Source organism: Clostridium sp. TJA032 (assembly GCF_058310275.1).
In genome coordinates this window covers 1028995-1046939 of sequence record NZ_JBZEFB010000001.1, presented here as the reverse complement: position 1 = coordinate 1046939, position 17945 = coordinate 1028995, and the positions used below count along the sequence as shown (strand labels likewise).

The following is a 17945-nucleotide window of genomic DNA, read 5'->3' as shown; positions in this document are numbered from 1 at the left end:
TTTTTTATAAAAATTATAAAATATGATTATTATTTTACAAAATCATATAAATAGATTATAAGATTCTTGCATTTTATATTAAATTTTGTTTATTATAAGAGTATATAGCATTAAATAAAGGGAGGAAACATGGAAGGAATTATAATAAAAGGCATAGGTGGATTTTACTACATAAAAACAGAAGAAGGTATTATTGAATGTAAGGCTAGAGGTAAGTTTAGATATAATTCTTTAAAACCTATGGTAGGAGATAAGGTTACAATAAAGGTTGAGAATGGGAAAGGTGTAATAGAAAAGATTCATGAGAGAAGCTCAGAGCTTATAAGACCAACTGTTGCAAACGTAACACAAGCCTTTGTAGTTTTTGCAATAAAAAATCCTGATATAAATTTAGATTTGTTAAATAGATTTTTAACTCTTTGTGAGTATAATGATATACATGCAGTTGTATGTCTAAATAAGGAGGACTTATGTACTTATGAAGAAAAAGAAAGGTTAAAGGAGTTAATAAATGATATAGGTTATGAGGTTCTTTTCATAAATGCTAAGGAAGGAAAAGGTTTTGATGCTTTAAAAGAAAGGTTAGCTAATAATATAACAGTTCTTTGTGGTCCCTCTGGAGCAGGTAAATCAACACTTTTAAATTCTTTTATAAATAGAGAACATATGGAAACTGGAAGTGTTAGTGAAAAAATAGGAAGAGGAAAACATACTACTAGACATAGCGAACTTATTGAAGTGGATAAGGGATATTTAGTTGATACTCCAGGTTTTACAACTTTAGATGTTACTTTTATAGATAGGGATGGATTAAAATATTGTTTCCCAGAGTTTAATGATTATAATAATCTTTGTAAGTTTAATGGGTGTAATCATTATAAAGAGCCTAAGTGTGCTGTAAAGGAAGCCGTTGAAGAAGGGAAAATAAACAAGCTAAGATATGAATTTTATATAAAAACTTTAGAAGAGATAATAAATAGGAGGAATAATTAATGGTTAAAATAGCACCATCAATATTATCAGCAGATTTTAGTGTTTTAGGAGAACAAGTTAAAAGAGTAGAAAAAGGGGGAGCAGAGTTTTTACATATAGATGTAATGGATGGCCATTTTGTTCCTAATATAAGTTTTGGTTTTCCAATAATGAAAGCAATAAGAGGATTAAGTAATCTTGTTTTTGATGTTCATTTAATGATAGAAGAACCAGGAAGATATATAGATGAATTTATAAATGCAGGAGCAGATTTAATAACTGTTCATTATGAAGCAGATAGACATATAGATAGAACAATAAATTATATAAAAAGTAAGGGTTGCAAAGCTGGAATAGCTTTAAATCCAGGAACACCCGTTTCAATGCTTAAAAATTTAATAGCTTCTTTAGATATGGTATTAATAATGTCTGTTAACCCAGGATTTGGAGGACAAAGTTTTATACCTTATAGTTTAGATAAAATAAAAGAAGTTAAGAGTATGGCTAAAGCTTGTGGAAGAGAAGATTTACTAATTCAAGTAGATGGAGGCGTTGGAACAGATAATATAAAAGAAATAGTAGACTCTGGTGCTAACGTTTTAGTTGCAGGTTCAGCTGTATTTAAAGGAAATAATATAGAAGAAAATATTAAAGCTTTAAGAGAGGCTTTATAATTATGAAAGCTCTTATAATAGCTGGAGGAAATAAACCAAGTTCTAAACTTTTAAAAAAAGAGATTAAAGATTGTGATTTATTAATTGCAGCAGATAAAGGAGTAGAAGCTTATATAGAAAATGATATTACTCCAGATTATGCTTTAGGTGATTTTGACTCCATTGGAGAAGAATTTAAAGAGATATTAGAAAATTTAAATATTGAAAAATTTAATCCAGAGAAGGATTATACAGATACAGAAATAGCTTTTTTAAAGGCTATAGAGTTAGGCGCTACAGAGATAGCTTTATTAGGTGTTACAGGTACAAGAATAGACCATGTAATGGCTAATTTAGGGTTATTAAGAGAAGGGTTAAGAAAAAATATTAAAACCTATATTATTGATGACAATAATAAAATATATTTAGAAAATAAAGGGACAAGGTTAGAGAAAGAATTTGGTGATTATATATCCTTTCAAGCTTTTGGTTGTCCTGTAAATAATTTTTCTATAAAGGGTTCTAAATATGAGCTTTTAAATCATAAACTTTTAATAGGAGATTCCTTATGTGTGTCTAATGAATTTGTTGATGATTATATTGAAATTTCCTTTGAAAAGGGAGAGGTTTTAGTTATATATTCAAGAGATTAATCACAATTTAGGTTTCTTCTGCATAAAATAAACTAAGAATAATTTTAAGGTAGGAGAGAGTTTATGAGAATAATGACTATTAAATTACCAAAGTTTTTATCTAAGATAGTTAGAGCTTTTAAAGGAAATAAGAAATCTGATACATAAGATGGAAAAGAAAAGGGATAAGTTTAAAACTTATCCCTTTTTTATGCAAAATAAAAATGCAGTTATTAAACTGCATTTTAGCCAAAGATTTCTTATATAGCTCTTTGAACTTTTCCAGATCTTAAGCATCTTGTACAAACGTGAACAGTTTTTGGTGTTCCTTTAACGATTGCTTTAACCTTTTTTATGTTAGGAGCCCAAGTTCTCTTTGATTGTCTGTGAGAGTGACTGTATTGTACTCCAGCTACAACTCCTTTGTTACAAATCTCGCATCTTCTTGCCATTAAAAACACCTCCTTTAAAATGAAGATAAAATCTTCAATAGGACAGATAATATTCTATCATAATATATATCGTTTATGCAAGCATAATATTAAAATAATTCTTTAAAAATATGTTTCAAAAGGTATATAGTTCTTGAATAATCAAAGTATTTAATATAGAATATAGTATATGTAATAGGTTTATGTGTTTATTTTATTATACTTAAATAAAGGTATTAAATACAGTATAGCTAATTAGTTGAGGAGGAATCGCCATGATAGGATATTCAAATGAATATGGAAATGTGTCTTATACTGATGACGTTTTAGCAAAGATTGTTGGGCTATCAACAATGGAATGTTATGGAGTTGTTGGGATGGTTTCTAAGAGTGCTACAGAAGGCCTTTGGGAGTTAATGAGAATAGAAAATTTAACAAAAGGCGTAAAAATAGATGATAAAAATGATAAATTAACAATACAAGTATTTGTTATGGTAGAATATGGTACAAAAATATCTGTAATAGCAAACAATATAATTCAAAAAGTTAAATATAATGTTGAAAATTATACTGGGCTTAAAGTATCTAGCATAACAGTAAATGTTCAAGCGGTTAGAGTCTAGGAGGTAAAACAGAATGAAATTTAATAAAGTAAATGGGGAACACTTGTATTATATGATGAGTAATGCAGCAAATAAGTTAGAGTTACAAAGTGATTATGTAAACTCTCTTAACGTTTTCCCAGTTCCAGATGGAGATACAGGAACAAATATGTCTATGACATTTAGAGCTGCTGTTAAAGAAATCGAAGGAATGAATAGCAAAAACATAGGAGAAGTTTCTAAAAAATTAGCTAAGGGTGCTCTTATGGGTGCTAGAGGAAATTCAGGTGTTATTCTTTCACAGATTCTTAGAGGAATATCAAAAGGGCTTGAAGGAAAAGAAGAGGCTAATGCAAGTGAGTTTGCAAATGCTATCTTAGAAGGAAGTAAATCAGCTTATAAAGCTGTTATGAGACCAACAGAGGGAACAATACTTACAATTGTTAGAACAGCTGGAGAGGTTGCTGTAGCCTTAAAGGAAGAAAATATAACTGAACTTATGAGAGAAGTATGCAGAGAAAGCAAAATTATGCTTGATAAGACACCAGAGATGTTACCTGCCTTAAAAAAAGCTAAAGTTGTGGATTCAGGCGGAATGGGATTATTAATAATCCTTCAAGGAATGCAAGAAGCTTTAGAAAATGGATTAAAAGTAACTACAGGTACACAAAGCTTTGATAAATCTTCAGCAACTAAAGTTAATAGAAGTGAAGCTATAAATGAAGAAGATATTAAATTTGGATATTGTACTGAATTTATAATTTTAGGCGATTCAAACAATGCAGAAGAATTTAAAGCTAAGGTTATAGACAAAGGGGATTCTTTAGTTGTTGTTGGATATGAGGATGTAATTAAAGTTCATATTCATACAAATAATCCAGGAAAAGTTTTAGAAGAAGCAGTTAAATTTGGAGAACTTTCAAAAATTAAAATAGATAACATGAGAGAAGAACATAGAGAAATGCTTGAAGGTATGTATGAAGAAAATAATGATACTTCAGATACTGAGGAAAGTGTTGCAGCAGGAGAGTATAAAAAATATGCTTTCATATCAGTAGCTATGGGTGAAGGTATGAAAAATATATTTAAGGATTTAGGTGTTGATTACGTTATAGAAGGTGGTCAAACAATGAATCCAAGTACTCAAGATATGCTAGAGGCTATTGATAAATTAAATGCAGAGCATATATTTATATTACCTAATAACAAAAATATAATAATGGCAGCAAATCAAGCAGCTGAAATTTCAGATAAGGATATAAGAGTTATAGAAACTAAAACAATTCCTCAAGGAATAACTTGTATAACTATGTTTAATCCTGAAGCTGAGGTTGAAGAAAATTATGAAGAATTAAAAGAAGCTATGGAAATGGTTAAAACAACTTCTGTAACATATGCAGTTAGAGATACTGAAGTTGATGGTAAAGAAATAAAAGAAGGTAATATATTAGGATTAGTTGAAGGTAAGATAAAAGAGGTTGGAGAAGACCCATATAAGGTAGCAGAGGATTTAATTGATGCTTCTGTTGATGAAGATTCAGAATTAATTACTATATTCTATGGTAAGGACTGTGATGAAGATAAAGTTGATGCTTTAGTTGAAAAACTAGAAGAAAAGTATGAAGACTTAGATGTTCAATGCTACAAAGGGGAACAACCTTTATATTATTTTATAATGTCAGTAGAATAATTAGGTTTTAATAAATTTTATTGAAATTTAAATTAATATAAATAGAAATTTTATTATAGGGTTATAGCTATAAATTTTATGGTTATAATCCTTTAATTTTGTAATTTTAATAGTTTTTATAAGGTTAAGGAGGAGATTAAAATTAATATATATGATGATATAGGCTTAGTAAAGGGAGTTGGTCCAAAACTTAAAGAAAAACTTAATAAATCATGCATATTTACAATTTTAGATTTACTCTTATATTTTCCAAGAGATTATGAATTTTTAAATGATGATATAGATTTAAAGGGGAATATAGAAAATGAAAAAGCTATTTTAAAATGTAAAGTTAAGAGTTATGGAAGCTCTATAAGAACTAAAAATGGAAAAATACTAACAACAATTAATTTCACCTATAAGGATTTTAAGGTGGTTGGAAAATGGTTTAATCAACCTTACATAAAAAGAAATTTTGTTTTAGGAAACGAATATAATCTTATGGGTAAATTTAAAAAAAATAGTAATATGCTAGAGATTATAAACCCATTAATTCCATGTAAAGAAGCGAATAGAAGTGAAATAATGCCTATATACTCTTTAAAAAATGGATTAACAAATAAGATTTTAGTTAAACTTATAAATGAGATACTTAAGAGTATGATTATAAAAGAAAATTTACCAGATTATATTATAAAAAAATACAAACTTATATCTTTAGATAAGGCTATAAGAAGCATACATTTTCCAGAAGGAAGAGAAGAATTAAAAAATGCAATAAATAGACTTAAGTTTCAAGAACTATTTACATATTCATTAAAAATAATAATGATGAAAGCTCATATAAAAAAAGAGAATAGTGGTATAAGTTTTAAAATTAGTCCCCTTCTTAAAGAGTTAAAAGAATCACTACCTTATACATTAACTAATGCACAATCAAGAACTGTTAGAGAGATATTGTTAGACCAAAAAAGAAGTGTAGCTATGAATAGATTGGTTCAAGGAGATGTTGGTTCTGGTAAAACTTTAGTAGCTTTAATATCTATGTTTAATGTTTATATGAATGGATATCAAACTGTACTTATGGCTCCAACAGAAATATTAGCAAATCAGCATTATGAAGAAGCTAAAAAGCATTTAAGTAAATTTGGTGTTGATATAGAGTTATTAACAGGAAGCACTAAAGAGAAAGAAAAGAAAAGAATAAAAGAAAAAATATCAAGTGGTAAAGAAATTATGTTAATAGGAACTCATGCTTTAATACAAGATGATGTTAACTTTACAAATTTAGGCCTTTTAGTTACAGATGAACAACATAGATTTGGAGTAGAGCAAAGAAGTAAGCTTATAAATAAAAATAAGAGAGCAGATGTTTTAGTAATGACTGCAACGCCTATTCCAAGAACTCTTTCCCTTTATTTATATAGTGATTTAGATATTTCAATAATTGATGAGCTTCCTCCAGGAAGAAAGACTATAGATACTGTTTTAGTTGATATTAATCAAAGAAAAAAAGCTTATACCTTTGCTTTAAAGGAAGTTGAAAAAGGAAGACAGTTTTATATAGTATCTCCATTAATAGAAGAAAATGAAAAGCTTAATTTAAATTCTGTAGAGAAGGTTTATGAGGAATTAAAAAGAGGTATTTTTAAAGATATAAAAATTGAAATGCTACATGGAAAAATGAAGGGAAGTGAAAAGGAGGATATCATAAATAACTTTAAAAATGGAGAAATAAAAGGTATAATATCTACAACGGTTATAGAAGTTGGGGTTAATGTGCCAAATGCTACAGTTATGATTATAGAAAATGCAGAAAGATTTGGTTTAGCACAGCTTCATCAGCTTAGAGGAAGAGTTGGTAGAGGCGATTATAAATCCTATTGTATTCTTATAGCTAACACTAAAAATAATGTTACTAAAAGAAGGATGGAAATAATGACAGAAAGTTCAGATGGATTTTATATTGCAGAGGAAGACTTAAAATTAAGAGGTGCTGGTGAAGTTTTTGGAATGCGACAACATGGAGATGAAGGTTTTATTTTATCTAATGTAGTTGATGATATAAATATATTAAAATGTGCTAATTATGAAGCTAAAGTAATAGTTAAAAATAATATAGATGACCAGAATAAAAAGCTTTGCACTGAAATAATGAGAGGAATTGAAAGAGATAGTAGATATATTTGTTTCAATTAGTAAATTGTTCAAGAACTAGTAATATGATAAAATAATTAATGACAATCAAAGGAGGATATTTTAAATGAGAATAATAGCGGGAAAAGCAAGAGGAAGAAAATTATTATCGCCACCAACATATGAAACAAGACCTACATTAGATAGGGTAAAAGAGTCAATGTTTAGTATGATTCAGTGGTATATACCAGATGCTACAGTTATAGATGTTTTTGCAGGTACAGGAAGTTTAGGTTTAGAAGCAGCAAGTAGAGGAGCTAAAGAGTGTTACTTAGTTGATAAAAGCCCAGTAACCTTTCCTGTTTTAAAGAAAAATATAGAAAATTTAGGTTTTGGAGATTTTTGTCATGCTTTAAACACAGATGCTTATTCTGCGCTTAGAAGTTTAGCTTCAAGAGGTAAAGTCTTTGATTTAATGTTTATAGATCCTCCATATATGAAAAACCTTATTCCAGAAGCTATAGAAATAATTGAAGAAAAGAATTTACTTAATGAAGATGGGCTAATAGTTACAAAAATAGATTCAAGTGAAGAAATATTTGAGGGAACTGAAAAGATAAAGCTTACAAGGGTTAAAAAGTATGGAAATACTACTGTTTGTTTTTATGAGATAAAGGAGGACTAAAATGAAAATTGGAGTTTATCCAGGAAGTTTTGATCCTATTACTAAGGGACACTTAGACCTTATTGAAAGAGCTTCTAGCAAGTTTGATAAGGTAATAGTGGCTGTTCTTATAAATATAAATAAAAAGGGTATGTTTTCTATAGATGAGAGGGTTAGACTTATAGAAAAATGTGTAGCTAAATATAATAATGTTTATGTTAAAAGCTTTGATGGACTTTTAATCGATTTTGTAAGAAAAGAAAAAGCTGATGTAATAATAAAAGGGTTAAGGTCAGTTACCGATTTTGAATATGAGTTTCAAATGGCACTTATGAATAGAGAATTAGCAAATGAGGTTGAAACAGTATTTATGGTTACTAGCCCTAATTATTCTTATATAAGTTCTTCAGCTATAAAGCAAGTTGCAAATTTTAAAGGGGAAATAAAAAATTTTGTTCCTAAAGAAATAGTAGAAGATTTACAAGAGAGGATTATTAGTTTAAGAGGGGAGGGTTAATTATTAACATGGAATCACAAGTTATTGAGGTTTTAGATTACTTAAGAGATCTTGTTGATGGAGCATCTAAGGTTCCTATAACAGGCAAGGTTGTTGTAGATAGAAAAGAAGTTTTAGAACTTTTAGATCAAGTGATTAATTGTCTTCCAGATGAGATTAAAAAAGCTCAGTGGGTTTTAAGTGAGAAAGAGAGAATTTTAGCAGAAGCTAGAAAAGAAAATGATAGTGTTAAGCAAGAAACTTATGAGATGATGAAAAAGAGAATAGAAAATCATAATATAGTAAAAGAAGCAGAATTAAGAGCCCAGGAAATACTTGCAAATGCTCATAGACAAGCAAATATTATAAGACTAGGCTCAAGAGAATATGCAGATGAAATCTTATCTCAACTAGAGAATGAAATAGCTAATAAAAGAGAAGTCTTTTTAAACTATATGAAAAGCAATATGGAAAAATTCGCTATTGATTTTACAGAAGACTTAGATAAAGCAACTAGTGAAATAAGAAGTAATATTAAAGAATTAAGAGGCGATAACTAATTTATAAATAATACTTAAAAATAACGTTAAGCCTAAGATTATTATTAAAGGAGAAAAAGTAATTAAAATAGAATTTTCTATAAAAGAAACTGCTAAGTTATTTTTAAATAACATATAAGCAAAAAACATAACTATAAAAGCAATTATTCCTTGTAAAAGTTTATATGAGAAATATCTTTTTATAGAAACATTTTCTTTATAGAAAAAAGATGAGGTTTGCATAATTATAGATATTCCACCAAAAGAACTTAAAAAAGATAATAAAAGTAATTTAATAAAGACGGATAAATTACTAGAGGCTATTATGTTACATCCATTTGTAACCTCTATGCTTCCTAAAAATAATCCCTTAATTATGTCTATTGGAATATTAAAAAAAGAACTTATAAAATTTAAAGAGCCAGTAGATATAAGGATTGTTTTTATCATATTTATTATCACTGAAAACATAATTACGTAACCACATAGAATTAGAATGTTTAAAGAGGCATCCTCAATAGATTTTTTTATTACTTCTCCTAAGTTAAAGGAAGAGCTTTTTTTAATATGATATTCTTTGTAGAGAGAACTTTGTTTCTCTCCTTTTTTATTTTTGCTTAAAATTCCTATGATTATAGCTGAGGTGTAGCTAGGAATTAATAATAAATATCCTAAAGTTGAGTTGCCAAGCATAGAAGTTCCAACGGCACCTATTAAAAAAAGTGGACCAATATTTGAAGCTATATTAAGAAGTCTTACAAATTCTTCATGGGAAATAGCGCCTTTTTTATATAAGTCTGTTGTATATTTAGCGCCAAGTGGATAGCCACAAAGAAAGCTTGCAATTAGGGCAAAGCTACAAGGGTAACTTAACCCTAGCGGTTTACATAAAATTGGTCCTAGAATTTTTGAGTATAATTTTATACCATCTAAATTAATTATCATATTACATATAACCATAAAGGGAAACATAGTAGGAAGAACAGAATAAAAAAATAGCTTTGCACCAGATAGAGAGGCTTCCATAGCTATTTTAGGGTTAATTATGAAATATATTACTGTTAAGGTTAAAAGTAGAGAGAAAATAACATTTCCTTTTATTTTAAGTTGCTTTATTAAAAGTATAGCAAGTACTATAATTAAAAAAAATAAAATACTATACATGCTTTCCTCCTTTTATGAAATCATATATAGTATTTATATTTTCATTTATATAAGAATATTATTGTTATCTAAAAATAATAGGGCTAATTAAATAATCGCTATTATATTTTATGGAATCATTTAAAAGACTATAGATATTTGTAGCCTTTATATCAAGATCTAATAAAGGGTTTTTAGTAGCTTTTGATAATTTATTAACAATTTCTATTTGAGAGTTTTTCTTTATTTCCTTTAAAATTTCTTGCCCTTTTTTATTAAATCCTAAAACTCTTATGTAATTAGGAGGAGTTTTTCTAAGAGAAATAAGTTCCTTATCTAAATTTAAAAGAGTATGACATAAAAGTCTGTTTATTCTAGTGTAAGAATAACGTTTGCTTTTAGAAAGATTTATTAAATCCTCTAAAGAAGTAGCTTTCCCTAAATTTTGTATTATTTTATTATCTATTCCTTCAGAAGCTTCAGGTATTTCTTTTAATGTATTAGGATTTTGTATTAGGGCATACTTTACTAAGAAAAACATTTTTTCTATATCACTAAATTTAGATTTTTCTAAAAGTTCATAAGAGCTTTTAGGAAGAAAACTTTTAGTTTTTTCAAAGTTTAAATTATAAATGCTTTTTCTTATAGCTGAAGCTGAAGCTATTTCTTCATCTAATAATTTATCTTCATTATAATCTGCACCTAATCTTTTTATTGTAAAAGGAGTAATGGAACTTTTTAAAGTATAAAGGCTTTTACAATATTCTATAGCTAATATATTATTAGAGGAATTTAAAATTTTTTCTAAATAAGAAGGTTCTAAATTAAAATTATTTTTTTCTAAATATTCAATTAAAGCTTTACTTCTTGCCTTTGGAAAAGGAAGTCCTTCCTTTAAAAATTCCTTTAAGGATTCTTTATAGGACAACGGTTCATTGATAATAATTTCACTAAGTTTTTTTAATAAATTTATATCACCACATTCTGAACCAAAGCATAAATTATTAACAATATTTAAAGAATTAAGTGTGGAAACAGAACCAAAAGCAAAATACTCAGCAGAAGAAGTTGCAAAAAGTGTAGGAAGTTCTAAAACTAAATCTACTCCAGATTCTAGAGCCATTTTAGTTCTAGTCCATTTATCTGTTAAAGCAGGTAAGCCTCTTTGAACAAAATTTCCACTCATAACACAAATTATTCCATCACAATTTGTAATTTTTTTTGTTTCTTTTAAGTGAAGTTCATGTCCTAAATGAAAAGGATTGTATTCTGTTATTATTCCAGTTATATTCATTTAAATCACCACTTTTTTGTATTTTAATAAATTTATAATACATGAATATGAAAAAATAATAAAGGGTATATATTTAATAGAAAATTCAGATAATTTTTAATATAAAAACAATAATTATGATAGCGTTTTTTTCTTTGTTATGTATTGAAAAATATACTATTATAGGAGTATAGTATTAATTAGTATTGTATGTATAAAAACATAACATCTGCTTTAACTTGAAAGGAGAAATTAACATGGAACTTATGAAACAAATATGGGAAAGTGCTAAAAACAACAAGAAAAAGATAGTACTTCCAGAAGGTGATGAAGAAAGAACACTTGTAGCTTCACAAAAAATAAAAGAGGAAGGACTTGCTGATGTATATTTAGTAGGTTCAGAAAGCACAATAAGAGAAAAAGCTGAAAAGCTAGGAGTAAACTTAGAGGGAATAAACATAGTAGACCCTGAAACTTCAGATAAATTAGAAACTTACATAAATGAATTTTATGAATTAAGAAAAGCTAAAGGTATGACACTTGAGAAAGCTGGAAAAATAGTAAGAGACCCTCTATACTTTGGAACAATGATGGTAAAAATGGGAGATGCTGATGGAATGGTTTCAGGTGCAGTTCACACAACTGGTGACCTTTTAAGACCAGGTCTTCAAATAATAAAAACAGCTCCAGGAGTATCTGTAGTATCTAGTTTCTTCATAATGATGGTACCAGGTTCAGAATATGGAGAAGGCGGAATGTTATTATTCTCAGACTGTGCTGTTAACCCAAATCCAACAGCAGACCAATTAGCAGCTATTGCTATTGCAACTGCTGATACTGCTAAAAATCTTTGTAACATTGAACCAAAGGTTGCAATGCTTTCATTCTCAACTATGGGAAGTGCAGACCATGATTTAGTAACAAAGGTTAGATTAGCAACAGAAAAAGCTAAAGAATTAAGACCAGATTTAGATATAGATGGTGAATTACAATTAGATGCTGCTATAGTAGGAAAGGTTGCTTCTCAAAAAGCTCCAAATAGTAGTGTAGCAGGTAATGCTAATGTATTAGTATTCCCAGATTTACAAGCTGGAAATATAGGATATAAATTAGTTCAAAGATTTGCAAAGGCAGAAGCTATAGGACCTGTTTGTCAAGGATTTGCAAAACCTATAAATGACCTTTCAAGAGGATGTAGCTCAGATGACATAGTTAATGTTGTTGCTATAACTGCTGTTCAAGCACAAGCTACTAAATAATTATTTCATAAAATTTTTTAATTGCAAAGATAAGTGAAATTAAGGAAATTTAAGCTTATTTATAAGTTTAATAGGAGGATTTTATAATGAACGTATTAGTTATAAACTGTGGAAGCTCATCATTAAAGTATCAATTAATAGATATGGATACTGAAAATGCTTTAGCAACAGGATTAGTAGAAAGAATTGGATTAGAAGGCGCAAACTTAGCTCAAAAAAGTGAAGGCAAAGAAAAGTATGAAATAGTAGAGCCTATGAAGGATCATGAAGATGCAATAAGATTAGTATTAGAAGCATTAAGAGATGAAAAACATGGGGTTATAAAATCACTAGATGAAATAAATGCTATAGGACATAGAGTTGTTCATGGTGGAGAAAAGTATGCAGAATCTGCCTTAGTTACAGAGGAAGTTATGAAAGATTTAGAAGAATGTGCTAAATTAGCACCACTTCATAACCCTGCAAACATAATAGGAATAAATGCTTGCAAAGCTTTAATGCCAAATGTTCCTATGGTTGTTGTATTTGATACAGCCTTCCATCAAACAATGCCAGAGAAGTCTTTTGTATATGCATTACCATATGAATTATATGAAAAAGAACATATAAGAAAATATGGTTTCCACGGAACTTCTCATAAATATGTATCAGCTAAAATAGCAGAAGCTATGGGCAAAAACATAGAAGATTTAAAAATAATCACTTGTCATTTAGGAAATGGTGCAAGTATAGCAGCTATAAAAAATGGTAAATGTATAGATACTACTATGGGATTTACTCCTCTTGAAGGTTTAGTTATGGGAACTAGATGTGGAAATATTGACCCTGCTGTAGTTACATACTTAATAGATGAGTTAGGATATACTTCTAAAGAAGTAAACACACTAATGAATAAAAAATCTGGTATATTTGGAGTTTCAGGTGTAAGTAGTGACTTTAGAGATGTAGAAGCTGCTGCTGATAAAGGAAGTAAGGAAGCTCAAATAGCTTTAGATTTATTTAGAAACTCTGTAAAGAAATTTATAGGAGCATACATTGCAGAAATGAATGGATGTGATGTAATAGTATTTACAGCTGGAGTTGGAGAAAACTCAATAATAGAAAGAGGAGCTATTTGTAGAGATTTAGAGTTCTTAGGAATTGAGTTAGATGAAGAAAGAAATAATATAAGAGCTAAGATTGCTGAAATAAGCAAAGAAGGTTCAAGAATAAAACTTTTTGTAGTTCCAACTAACGAAGAATTAATGATAGCACAAGACACAGTAAGTATTGTAAGTAAATAATTATAAAATACTTGACTTTTAAATAGGTAGTTAATATAATAAGATATGTGTTGTTTAGGAATAAACAATGCATATCTTATGTTAAGGAGCGTGAAAGTAGTTATTTAACTACGGTTATTATGAAATTAATTTTTTCAGAAATATGCTCATCAAAAAGAGAAAGAAGAAAATCTTTAGATTTTGTTCTGGATTTAAAAAGCTTCGAATTTGAAGGCGAAAATATGAAGGTTATAAAGCCTCTACATTTTACTGGTGAAGTTATATCTAATGAGTCTTTTATAGAGTTAGTAGGTAACATTACTGGAGAACTTCAGATGAGGTGTTCAAGATGCTTAACTAATTTCTCTTATGAAGTATCAATAGATATGGATGAGAAATTTACAAATAATTCAAATCAAGAAGATGATTCTATTGCTTATGTAGAAGGTGACGAATTAGACGTTGCTGAAGCGGTAGTAGAAAACGTAATTTCAACCTTACCTATAAAAAGACTTTGCAGCACAGACTGTAAGGGGCTTTGTCAAAAATGTGGTATTGATTTAAATAAAGAAACATGCCAATGTGACAATGAAGAAATTGACTTAAGAATGGCAAAGCTAATGGACTTGTTTAAGTAATAAGGAGGTGTAACAATGGGAAATCCAGCTAGAAAAACGTTCAGAGCAAAAAGAGATTCAAGAAGAGCTCAAACTTTCAAGGCAAGCTTACCAGGTATCGTAGAATGCCCACAATGTCATGAAATGAAAATGGCTCATAGAGTATGTAAAAACTGCGGACACTACAAAGGTAAAGAAGTAGTATCAGTTGAAGAATAAAAGAAAGTCTTATGACTTTCTTTTCTTTATATATAGGAAAAAAAGGGGTGAAACTCATGAGAGTTGCTGTAGATGGAATGGGTGGAGATAATTCCCCAAGTGCAGTAGTTGAAGGGTGCGTTCAAGCGTTAAATCAATTTAATGACATAGAAATATATATAACAGGGCCAGAAGATAAATTAAAGGAGGCTTTTTCTAAGTTTAAATATGATAAAGAAAGAGTTACCTTTATAGATGCTAAAGAAGTAATCAGTACAAATGAACATCCTGCTATGGCTGTTAAAAAGAAAAAGGATTCAAGTCTTGTAAAATCTCTTAGACTTGTTAAGGAAAATAAGTGTGATGCAGTAATTTCAGCAGGAAGCACTGGAGCTTTTTTAACAGGATGTACACTTATTGTTGGAAGAATAAAAGGGGTAGAAAGACCTGCTTTAGCACCAGTTATGCCTGGTAAAAAAGGACCTTTTATGATAATTGATGCTGGAGCTAACGTAGATTCTAAACCTTCTTATTTAGTTCAATTTGCTAAAATGGGTGAGGTTTACTTTAAATCTGTTATGGATGTTTCTAATCCTACAGTTGGGTTAGTTAATATTGGAGAAGAAGAAGAAAAGGGAAATGAACTTACAAAGGCTACTTATAAACTTTTAAAAGAAGAAAAAGATATTAATTTTGTAGGGAATATAGAGCCTAGAGAAGTATCAACAGGAGAAACAGATGTTTTAGTTTGTGATGGATTTGTTGGTAACTCTATATTAAAAATGTATGAGGGCGTTGCCTCTACAATATTAAGTATGATAAAAGATGAAGTTAATTCTTCATTTTTAGCTAAATTTGGAGTTCCTTTTTTAGCACCAGCTTTAATGAATCTTAAGAAAAAAATGGATTATAAGGAGTATGGTGGAGCACCATTTTTAGGAGTAAAAGGAATATGTGTAAAAGCTCATGGAAGTTCAGATGCAAAAGCTTTTAAAAATGCTATAAGACAAGCAAGAAAATTTTATGAAAATGACCTTATTAAGAAAATAAGTGAAGAAATTACAGAAAAAAGCTTTGATAATCAAAAAAATGTTTAAAATTTATGCATTGTATATTGACTATGCTTTTTATATATAATAATATTTTATTAGATTAACTTAGGAGGTGAATTAAATGTTTGATAAATTAAAAGAAATTATTGCTGATAAATTAGGCATAAGCGAAGATGAAATAACTATGGAGTCAACATTTATAGATGACTTAGGTGCAGATTCTCTTGATATAGTTGAATTAATAATGGCTCTTGAAGAAGAGTTAGAGATGGAAATCCCAGATGAAGATGCTGAGGGCTTCAGAACAGTAGGAGATGTAGTAGAATATATTACAGAGCATACAGAAAAGTAATAAAGTCCCGCCAAAAAGCGGGATTTTTAATTTAAGTTTATTCTTGAAGTTGTTTCAAAAACAACTTGAAGAATAAACCTTAAGGAGATGAATTTAAGGTGAAAGATATTAATTTAGTAGAAGTTGAAAAGCTTATAGGAATTGAATTTGAAAATAAAGGTGTACTTATAACAGCTTTAACTCATAGTTCTTACGCAAATCAATTTAAAGATGTAAAATATAATGAAAGACTAGAGTTTTTAGGAGATTCAGTTCTACAGCTTTGCGTTACAAAATATTTATTTAACAATTACAAGGATAAATCAGAGGGAGAATTAACTAAAATAAGAGCTTTAGTTGTTTGTGAAAGTTCTCTTCATAAGGTTTCAAAAAAACTATTATTAGGTAAATATATAAGAATGAGTAAGGGTGAAGAATTAACAGGAGGAAGAGAAAGAACCTCTATACAAGCAGATGCTTTAGAAGCAGTCATTGCAGCGGTTTATTTAGATAAGGGAATTGAAGTTGCAAATGAATTTATTTTAAGAAACTTTAAAGAAGTTATAGATAAAGCTATAAATGAAGAAATAATATTAGATTTTAAAACAAGATTACAAGAAGTGCTTCAAAAAAATGGAGAAGTTGCTATTGCTTATAATTTATTTAAGCATGAAGGACCTCCTCATAGAAGAAAGTTCTATACAGATCTTTTAATTAATAGTGAGATTATGGGGCAGGGAATTGGCTATAGTAAAAAAGAATCTGAGCAAAATGCAGCTAAGGAAGCACTTAAAAGGTTAGGTGAAATAAAATGGGAAAAAGACACTATATAATTCCTATTTTTGTTCCCCATGAAGGATGTCCCCATGATTGTGTATTTTGTAATCAAGGGAAGATAACTGGGGAAAATAAGGGAATTATATTAGGGCCAAAATATAAGCAGGAAAATAAGGTTAATGGGGACTTTGTAAGAAAAACAATTGAGGAATACTTAGAAACCATTGGAGAAGGAGATAGAATTTTAGAAGTTTCCTTTTTTGGAGGAACCTTTACTGCAATTGATATAAATAAACAAAGAGAGTTACTAGCTGTTGCTAAAGAATTTAAAGATAAAAATATAATTGATTATATAAGATTGTCAACTAGACCAGACTATATTGATTATTATATTTTAGACCATTTAAAAAGTTATAGTGTAGATATTATAGAACTTGGAGTTCAATCTTTAGATAAAGAAGTTTTACATAAATCAGGTAGAGGTCATGGATATGATGAAGTTTTAAAAGCATCAGAGCTAATAAAAGAATACGGTTTTGTCTTAGGCCATCAGATAATGATAGGGCTTCCTATGGATAATTTTAAAAAGGATATAGAAACAGCAAAGGAATCTATAAAAATGAGACCAGATATATGTAGAATATATCCTGCTTTAACAGTAAAAAATACCCCGATGGAAGATATGTATTTAGAGGGAAGTTATAAGCCGTATACTTTAGAAGAAGCTGTACATATAAGTGCTGAAGTTTATAAACTTTATAAAGATAATAATATTCAAGTTATAAGAATTGGACTACAACCTACAGATAATATAGCTTTAGGAAAAGATGTAGTTGCAGGACCTTTTCATCCTGCCTTTAGAGAATTAGTGGAAAGTAGTATTATAATAGAAAAGTTATATAATATTTTAAAAGACAAAGAGGGAGAAGTCCTTATAAGAATTAGCAATAAATCTATATCTAAGCTTTATGCTGATAAAAAAAGGTACTTTAAAGAACTTCAAGATAAGGTTAAAAACTGCAAAATAAAGGTTAAAGTAGATAATTCTATGGAAGTGAATAAAATCAATATAGAAGTAGAATCGAAAGTATATAAAATAGACCTATAACTATTATATGCCTTGGAGTTTATCTCTAAGGCTTTTTTTATTGATATTTTAATTGGCATAATATAAACTTATACCATGAGGAGTGAAGTAAAATGAAACAAACTACTAGAGAAAAGGTTATAAAAATAACG

General features: G+C 28.8%; 21 protein-coding genes. 18 read left to right on the top strand and 3 right to left on the bottom strand.

Features of this window, described 5'->3' with window-relative positions:
• Positions 1-129: 129 nt before the first annotated feature.
• From rsgA to spoVM, 4 genes are all read left to right on the top strand, one after another.
• The gene (gene rsgA / locus AC4FRL_RS04795; protein WP_491139074.1) at positions 130-993 is read left to right on the top strand and encodes a ribosome small subunit-dependent GTPase A; all 864 of its coding nucleotides are present in this window, start codon (positions 130-132) and stop codon (positions 991-993) included.
• Complete coding sequence (gene rpe, locus AC4FRL_RS04790; protein ID WP_491139073.1) at positions 993-1646, top strand: ribulose-phosphate 3-epimerase; 654 nt, start codon at positions 993-995, stop codon at positions 1644-1646. Before rsgA ends, rpe begins: the two co-directional genes overlap by 1 nt.
• 2 nt (positions 1647-1648) lie before the next feature.
• Positions 1649-2278 carry a thiamine diphosphokinase gene (locus AC4FRL_RS04785; protein WP_491139072.1) on the top strand — a complete coding sequence of 210 codons (630 nt, stop codon included), beginning with the start codon at positions 1649-1651 and terminating at the stop codon, positions 2276-2278.
• 63 nt (positions 2279-2341) lie between these two features.
• Positions 2342-2425, top strand: coding sequence for a stage V sporulation protein SpoVM (spoVM, locus tag AC4FRL_RS04780; RefSeq protein ID WP_491139523.1), 84 nt, complete (start codon positions 2342-2344; stop codon positions 2423-2425).
• A 92-nt stretch (positions 2426-2517) separates the two neighbouring features.
• On the opposite strand, the gene rpmB is transcribed toward spoVM, so the two are convergent.
• Positions 2518-2709, bottom strand: a complete 192-nt coding sequence (gene rpmB, locus AC4FRL_RS04775; protein WP_003458496.1) for a 50S ribosomal protein L28 — start codon at positions 2707-2709, stop codon at positions 2518-2520.
• 254 nt (positions 2710-2963) lie between these two features.
• Here rpmB and AC4FRL_RS04770 point away from each other — a divergent pair, with 254 nt between their 5' ends.
• From AC4FRL_RS04770 to AC4FRL_RS04745, 6 genes are all read left to right on the top strand, one after another.
• Positions 2964-3311 (top strand): Asp23/Gls24 family envelope stress response protein, encoded by a 348-nt coding sequence (locus tag AC4FRL_RS04770; RefSeq protein WP_491139071.1) that lies wholly within the window; start codon positions 2964-2966, stop codon positions 3309-3311.
• 13 nt (positions 3312-3324) lie between these two features.
• Entirely contained in the window at positions 3325-4980 is a 1656-nt protein-coding gene (locus AC4FRL_RS04765; protein WP_491139070.1) for a DAK2 domain-containing protein, read from the top strand.
• Between the two features lie 141 nt (positions 4981-5121).
• Positions 5122-7158 (top strand): ATP-dependent DNA helicase RecG, encoded by a 2037-nt coding sequence (recG, locus tag AC4FRL_RS04760; RefSeq protein ID WP_491139522.1) that lies wholly within the window; start codon positions 5122-5124, stop codon positions 7156-7158.
• 64 nt (positions 7159-7222) lie between these two features.
• On the top strand, positions 7223-7780 hold the full coding sequence (gene rsmD, locus AC4FRL_RS04755) for a 16S rRNA (guanine(966)-N(2))-methyltransferase RsmD (protein WP_491139069.1): 558 nt from the start codon (positions 7223-7225) through the stop codon (positions 7778-7780).
• 1 nt (position 7781) lies between these two features.
• Positions 7782-8276, top strand: coding sequence for a pantetheine-phosphate adenylyltransferase (gene coaD, locus AC4FRL_RS04750; protein ID WP_491139068.1), 495 nt, complete (start codon positions 7782-7784; stop codon positions 8274-8276).
• Between the two features lie 8 nt (positions 8277-8284).
• Positions 8285-8815, top strand: a complete 531-nt coding sequence (locus tag AC4FRL_RS04745; protein ID WP_491139067.1) for an ATPase — start codon at positions 8285-8287, stop codon at positions 8813-8815.
• Here the strand turns inward: AC4FRL_RS04745 and spoVV are convergent.
• Both spoVV and AC4FRL_RS04735 read right to left on the bottom strand, forming a co-directional pair.
• Positions 8798-9958, bottom strand: coding sequence for a dipicolinic acid transporter SpoVV (gene spoVV, locus AC4FRL_RS04740; RefSeq protein WP_491139066.1), 1161 nt, complete (start codon positions 9956-9958; stop codon positions 8798-8800). The genes AC4FRL_RS04745 and spoVV overlap by 18 nt on opposite strands.
• A 64-nt stretch (positions 9959-10022) precedes the next feature.
• Complete coding sequence (locus AC4FRL_RS04735) at positions 10023-11231, bottom strand: nucleotidyltransferase (RefSeq protein ID WP_491139065.1); 1209 nt, start codon at positions 11229-11231, stop codon at positions 10023-10025.
• Positions 11232-11467: 236 nt separating this feature from the next.
• Here AC4FRL_RS04735 and pta point away from each other — a divergent pair, with 236 nt between their 5' ends.
• From pta to AC4FRL_RS04695, 8 genes are all read left to right on the top strand, one after another.
• Positions 11468-12469, top strand: a complete 1002-nt coding sequence (gene pta / locus AC4FRL_RS04730) for a phosphate acetyltransferase (RefSeq protein WP_491139064.1) — start codon at positions 11468-11470, stop codon at positions 12467-12469.
• Between the two features lie 86 nt (positions 12470-12555).
• On the top strand, positions 12556-13752 hold the full coding sequence (locus AC4FRL_RS04725) for an acetate/propionate family kinase (RefSeq protein WP_491139063.1): 1197 nt from the start codon (positions 12556-12558) through the stop codon (positions 13750-13752).
• 221 nt (positions 13753-13973) lie between these two features.
• On the top strand, positions 13974-14369 hold the full coding sequence (locus AC4FRL_RS04720) for a YceD family protein (RefSeq protein ID WP_491139062.1): 396 nt from the start codon (positions 13974-13976) through the stop codon (positions 14367-14369).
• A gap of 15 nt (positions 14370-14384) precedes the next feature.
• On the top strand, positions 14385-14567 hold the full coding sequence (gene rpmF / locus AC4FRL_RS04715; protein ID WP_003449428.1) for a 50S ribosomal protein L32: 183 nt from the start codon (positions 14385-14387) through the stop codon (positions 14565-14567).
• Positions 14568-14623: 56 nt separating this feature from the next.
• Positions 14624-15643: a phosphate acyltransferase PlsX gene (gene plsX / locus AC4FRL_RS04710; RefSeq protein ID WP_491139061.1), complete on the top strand. Its 1020-nt coding sequence runs from the start codon at positions 14624-14626 to the stop codon at positions 15641-15643.
• Between the two features lie 76 nt (positions 15644-15719).
• Entirely contained in the window at positions 15720-15950 is a 231-nt protein-coding gene (gene acpP, locus AC4FRL_RS04705; RefSeq protein ID WP_491139060.1) for an acyl carrier protein, read from the top strand.
• A gap of 98 nt (positions 15951-16048) precedes the next feature.
• Positions 16049-16762, top strand: a complete 714-nt coding sequence (rnc, locus tag AC4FRL_RS04700) for a ribonuclease III (RefSeq protein ID WP_491139059.1) — start codon at positions 16049-16051, stop codon at positions 16760-16762.
• Complete coding sequence (locus AC4FRL_RS04695; protein ID WP_491139058.1) at positions 16741-17814, top strand: elongator complex protein 3; 1074 nt, start codon at positions 16741-16743, stop codon at positions 17812-17814. The genes rnc and AC4FRL_RS04695 overlap by 22 nt, the downstream gene beginning before the upstream one ends.
• Positions 17815-17945 lie beyond the last annotated feature (131 nt).

Bases quoted from the DNA above. Each gene is read 5' to 3' on its own strand.
- plsX (WP_491139061.1), top strand. From the start codon at position 14,624: ATGAGAGTTGCTGTAGATGGAATGGGTGGAGATAATTCCCCAAGTGCA.
- pta (WP_491139064.1), top strand. From the start codon at position 11,468: ATGGAACTTATGAAACAAATATGGGAAAGTGCTAAAAACAACAAGAAA.
- acpP (WP_491139060.1), top strand. From the start codon at position 15,720: ATGTTTGATAAATTAAAAGAAATTATTGCTGATAAATTAGGCATAAGC.
- AC4FRL_RS04785 (WP_491139072.1), top strand. From the start codon at position 1,649: ATGAAAGCTCTTATAATAGCTGGAGGAAATAAACCAAGTTCTAAACTT.
- rpmB (WP_003458496.1), bottom strand. From the start codon at position 2,709: ATGGCAAGAAGATGCGAGATTTGTAACAAAGGAGTTGTAGCTGGAGTA.
- AC4FRL_RS04695 (WP_491139058.1), top strand. From the start codon at position 16,741: ATGGGAAAAAGACACTATATAATTCCTATTTTTGTTCCCCATGAAGGA.
- AC4FRL_RS04765 (WP_491139070.1), top strand. From the start codon at position 3,325: ATGAAATTTAATAAAGTAAATGGGGAACACTTGTATTATATGATGAGT.
- rpmF (WP_003449428.1), top strand. From the start codon at position 14,385: ATGGGAAATCCAGCTAGAAAAACGTTCAGAGCAAAAAGAGATTCAAGA.
- rpe (WP_491139073.1), top strand. From the start codon at position 993: ATGGTTAAAATAGCACCATCAATATTATCAGCAGATTTTAGTGTTTTA.
- AC4FRL_RS04745 (WP_491139067.1), top strand. From the start codon at position 8,285: ATGGAATCACAAGTTATTGAGGTTTTAGATTACTTAAGAGATCTTGTT.
- rsmD (WP_491139069.1), top strand. From the start codon at position 7,223: ATGAGAATAATAGCGGGAAAAGCAAGAGGAAGAAAATTATTATCGCCA.
- rsgA (WP_491139074.1), top strand. From the start codon at position 130: ATGGAAGGAATTATAATAAAAGGCATAGGTGGATTTTACTACATAAAA.
- AC4FRL_RS04725 (WP_491139063.1), top strand. From the start codon at position 12,556: ATGAACGTATTAGTTATAAACTGTGGAAGCTCATCATTAAAGTATCAA.
- AC4FRL_RS04770 (WP_491139071.1), top strand. From the start codon at position 2,964: ATGATAGGATATTCAAATGAATATGGAAATGTGTCTTATACTGATGAC.
- spoVV (WP_491139066.1), bottom strand. From the start codon at position 9,958: ATGTATAGTATTTTATTTTTTTTAATTATAGTACTTGCTATACTTTTA.
- AC4FRL_RS04735 (WP_491139065.1), bottom strand. From the start codon at position 11,231: ATGAATATAACTGGAATAATAACAGAATACAATCCTTTTCATTTAGGA.
- coaD (WP_491139068.1), top strand. From the start codon at position 7,782: ATGAAAATTGGAGTTTATCCAGGAAGTTTTGATCCTATTACTAAGGGA.
- spoVM (WP_491139523.1), top strand. From the start codon at position 2,342: ATGAGAATAATGACTATTAAATTACCAAAGTTTTTATCTAAGATAGTT.
- AC4FRL_RS04720 (WP_491139062.1), top strand. From the start codon at position 13,974: ATGAAGGTTATAAAGCCTCTACATTTTACTGGTGAAGTTATATCTAAT.